This window comes from Ruegeria lacuscaerulensis (assembly GCF_013034745.1).
Classification (GTDB): Bacteria; Pseudomonadota; Alphaproteobacteria; order Rhodobacterales; family Rhodobacteraceae; genus Ruegeria; species Ruegeria lacuscaerulensis_B.
In genome coordinates this window covers 1-4,491 of record NZ_WQGP01000024.1, presented here as the reverse complement: position 1 = coordinate 4,491, position 4,491 = coordinate 1, and the positions used below count along the sequence as shown (strand labels likewise).

Annotated in this window: 3 protein-coding genes; all 3 read right to left on the bottom strand. The window is 62.6% G+C overall.

The genetic code is table 11. The annotated features are described in order from the left end of the window. Positions 1–25 precede the first annotated feature (25 nt). A complete protein-coding gene (gene gcvP / locus GOV79_RS22195) occupies positions 26–2,881 on the bottom strand; it encodes an aminomethyl-transferring glycine dehydrogenase (RefSeq protein ID WP_170783148.1) in 2,856 nt (951 codons plus the stop codon). A 115-nt stretch (positions 2,882–2,996) separates the two neighbouring features. Then, a complete protein-coding gene (gcvH, locus tag GOV79_RS22190; RefSeq protein ID WP_170775892.1) occupies positions 2,997–3,362 on the bottom strand; it encodes a glycine cleavage system protein GcvH in 366 nt (121 codons plus the stop codon). A gap of 18 nt (positions 3,363–3,380) precedes the next feature. Further along, entirely contained in the window at positions 3,381–4,475 is a 1,095-nt protein-coding gene (gene gcvT, locus GOV79_RS22185; RefSeq protein ID WP_170791787.1) for a glycine cleavage system aminomethyltransferase GcvT, read from the bottom strand. Between the last annotated feature and the right edge of the window lie 16 nt (positions 4,476–4,491).

Sequence of the window (4,491 nt, the reverse complement as noted above, 5' to 3'; positions counted from 1 at the left end):
CCCCCGCTGGGCGGGGGTTTTCTTTTTATTCCGCCGCTTCCGCGTACGCGTCCATTGGTGGACATGTGCAAACGAGGTTTCGGTCTCCGTATGCGTTGTCGACGCGGTTGACGGGGGACCAGTATTTGTCGACACCCATGGAGCCCGGAGGGAAACAGGCCTGTTCGCGGCTATAGGGCCGGTCCCAGTCGCCGACCAGATCGCGCACCGTGTGGGGGGCGTTTTTCAGCGGGTTGTTTTCCGCATCGATCTTGCCGTCGATGATATCCTGCGCTTCGGATCGGATCGAGAGCATGGCGTCGCAGAAGCGGTCCAACTCGTCCTTGGGCTCGGATTCCGTGGGCTCCACCATCAGGGTGCCGGCCACCGGCCAGCTCATCGTCGGGGCGTGGAAACCTGAATCGACCAGACGCTTGGCGACATCGTCGACGGTCACATGCGCCTCGGCGTCCAAGGGTCGGGTGTCGAGGATGCATTCATGCGCCACACGACCGGATTCGGAGGTGTAGAGGATCGGATAGGCATCCTGCAGACGCGCCGCGATATAGTTGGCGTTCAGGATCGCAACCTTGGTCGCCTGCGTCAGACCCGCGCCACCCATCAGCAGCACATAGGCCCATGAGACCGGCAGGATCGAGGGCGAGCCAAAGGGCGCCGCAGAGACCGGCCCCACGGCGGTGCCGTATTCCGGGTGACCGGGCAGATGCTCTTCCAGATGCGCCTTGACGCCAATCGGGCCCATGCCGGGGCCACCACCGCCATGCGGGATGCAGAAGGTCTTGTGCAGGTTCAGGTGGCTGACATCGCCGCCAATGTCTCCGGGACGCGACAGGCCGACCATGGCGTTCATGTTGGCCCCGTCGATATAGACCTGACCGCCGTGGTCATGGGTGATCTGGCAGACCTCCTGCACGGTGGTCTCGAACACGCCATGGGTCGAGGGGTAGGTGATCATGCAGCCGGCCAGATGATCCGAATGCTTCTCGGCCTTGGCGCGGAAGTCATTCAGGTCGATATTGCCGTTCTCATCCGATTGCACCGGCACCACCTGCCAGCCCACCATCTGCGCCGAGGCCGGGTTGGTCCCGTGCGCCGAGGTTGGGATCAGGCAGACATTGCGGTGCCCTTCGCCGCGGGCGAAGTGATAGTTGCGGATGGTCAGCAGGCCTGCATACTCGCCCTGCGCGCCCGAGTTGGGCTGCTGGGAGATCGCGTCATAGCCGGTGATCTGGCACAGCTTGTCGTTCAGATCGGCAATCATCTCATGATAGCCCTGCGCCTGGTCTTCCGGAGCAAAGGGGTGCAGATTGCCGAACTCGGGCCATGTGACCGGGATCATCTCGATCGTCGCGTTCAGCTTCATGGTGCAGGATCCCAGCGGGATCATCGCCCGGTCCAGCGCCAGGTCGCGGTCGGCCAGACGGCGCATGTAGCGGGTCATCTCGGCCTCGGCCCGGTTCTTGTGGAAGATCGGGTGAGTCAGATAGGGCGTCTCGCGCAGGGCGTAATCCGGCAGGCGGTACGCCACGTTCGAGCTGTCATCCTGACGGTCGATGCCGAAGGCGCCCCAAACCGCCTCAATCGTCTCGGCGCGGGTCTGTTCATCCAGGCTGATGCCCACTTTCGTCTCGCCGACCTTGCGCAGGTTGATGCCACGGGCAACGGCGGCCTCCATAACGGTGGTCTGCAAGTGGCCGACCTCGACCGTGATGGTGTCAAAGAACACCTCGGGTTCGACCGAGAAGCCCGCCTCTTCCAGACCGGCGGCCATGCGCGAGGTTTTGCGGTGCACCGATTGCGCAATCGCCTTGATGCCGTCGGGGCCGTGATAGACCGCGTACATCGAGGCCATCACCGCCAGCAGCGCCTGCGCGGTACAGACGTTCGAGTTGGCTTTTTCGCGGCGGATATGCTGCTCGCGGGTCTGCAGCGCCAGGCGGTAGGCCTTGTTGCCCCGGCTGTCGATGCTGACACCGATGATCCGGCCCGGCATCGCGCGCTTCAGCTTGTCGGTGGTCGCCATATAGGCGGCATGGGGCCCGCCATAGCCCATCGGCACGCCAAAGCGCTGGGTCGATCCGATGGCGATATCCGCGCCCATCTCACCCGGTGACTTCAGCAGCGCCAGCGACAGGATGTCGGCGGCGACGATGGCAATCGCTTTGTGCTCATGCAGCGCCGCGATCTCGGCGGTGAAGTCGCGCACATGGCCGTGGGTGCCGGGGTATTGGAAGATCGCGCCAAAGACGGCGCCTGCTTCCAGTTGGTCGGGATCGCCCACCTGTACGTCGATGCCCAAGGGCTCGGCGCGGGTTTTGATCACAGCGATGGTCTGCGGGTGGCAGTTGCGGTCGACAAAGAAGGCGGCGTTGTTGGCCTTGGACCGACCACCGCGCTTGGCCATCGCCATGGCCTCAGCCGCGGCGGTGGCTTCGTCCAGCAGCGAGGCATTGGCCACGTCCAGCCCGGTCAGATCGCTGACCATGGTCTGGAAGTTCAACAGCGCCTCAAGCCGGCCCTGGCTGATCTCCGGCTGATAGGGCGTATAGGCGGTGTACCAGGCCGGGTTTTCCAGGATGTTGCGCAGGATCGGCGCGGGCGTGGTGGTGCCATAATAGCCCTGACCGATCAGCGAGGTCAGAACCTTGTTCTTGCTCGCCACCTCTTTCATGTGGAACAGCGCATCGCGTTCCGTCATCGCCGGACCCCAGTCCAACGGCTCTTTCTGGCGGATCGCGGGCGGGACGGTGGCGTCGATCAGCGCGTCCAGCGTCTTGAAGCCGATCACCTTGAGCATGTCGCGCATCTCGGTCGGGCTGGGCCCGATATGGCGGCGATTGGCAAAGTCATAGGCTTCGTAGTCGGTCAGTTTGAAAGCCATTGCAGCGCTCCTATGAATAAGTCAGGTCGGGCGGAGACCACGCAGGCCTCCGATACATCATCACGAGCCGGTTCGGCCCGAACGGGCGAAGCCCTGTACAGGGCCCCGGTCTGGATCAGCCGATGAAGGCCTTGTAGCCAGCTTCGTCCATCAGATCTTCGAGTTGCGACGCGTCCGCGATCTTGATCTTGTAGATCCACGCCTCACCCTCGGGGTCTTCGTTCAGCGCGCCGGGATTGTCGGCCAGTGCTTCGTTGACCTCGGTGATCTCGCCATCCACCGGCGCATAGAGTTCCGAGGCCGCCTTGACGGATTCGATCACGCCGATCTCGCCGTCTTTCTCGAACTCGTCACCCACTTCCTGCTGTTCCACGAAGACCACATCGCCCAGCTGCTCGGCGGCGTGCTTGGTGATGCCCAGCGTGGCCGTGTCGCCGTCCACATCCAGCCATTCATGTTCTTCGGAATAATAGGTTGCCATGGTCTTTCTCTCCTGACTTCAACGCTTGTAATTCTGGGTGACGAAGGGCAGCGCCACAACCTCGGCCGGTTGCGGCTTGCCCCGGATGATCAGGTTGACCACCTCGCCCGGCGCGCCATGGCCCGCCGCCACATAGCCCATCGCCACCGGTCCACCCACCGTGGGGCCAAACCCGCCCGAGGTGATCTGGCCAATGCTATTGCCCTCGGCGCATTGGATTTCCACGCCCTGACGTGCAGGCGCTCGACCTGTCGGCTTGATGCCCACCAGCTTGCGTGCAGGCCCGTCGGCCAGTTCCTTTTGGATACGCGCAGCGCCGGGAAAGCCGCCCTCCTCCTTGCGGCGCTTCTGGATTGCCCAAGCCAACGAAGCTTCGATCGGAGAGGTGCTCTGGTCGATGTCATTGCCGTAAAGACACAGCCCCGCCTCCAGCCGCAGGCTGTCGCGCGCGCCCAGACCGGCGGCTTCACAATCCTCATGCGCCAGGAACGCGCGGGTCACTTCTATGGCCTTGTCCTCGGGGATCGAGATCTCGTACCCGTCCTCACCGGTGTAACCCAGGCGTGAGATACGGCATTCAACGCCGTTGATATCCGCCACCGTGGTTTCCATGAACTTCAGATCCCGCGCCGCAGGGCAGAGATCGCCCACCACATCCTCGGCCTTGGGTCCCTGCACCGCAACCAGCGCACGGTCGAAGATCTCGGTCACTTCGACGCCGTCCAGATGTTCGCGCATATGCGGAATGTCCTGATGCCGCAGCGCCGCGTTCACTACCACAAAGTAATGGTCCCCCGCATTCGACACGATCAGGTCATCCATGATCCCGCCGTCTTCGTTCGTAAAAAAACCGTAGCGCGCCTTGCCCTCTTTCAGCGTCGCAAAAGCCTGCGGGCACAAAGCTTCCAGCTTCTCCCCCACATTCTCACCGCGCAGAATCACCTGACCCATATGGCTGACGTCAAACACCGCAGCCCTCTCGCGACACTGCGAATGCTCACCCATAATCCCCAAAGAATACTGAACAGGCATCTCCCACCCAGCAAAATCAACCATCTTCCCGCCCAACTCAACATGCAAGTCATACAAAGGCGTGCGCCGCGGTAATGTCATATCTATAACCTTTCAA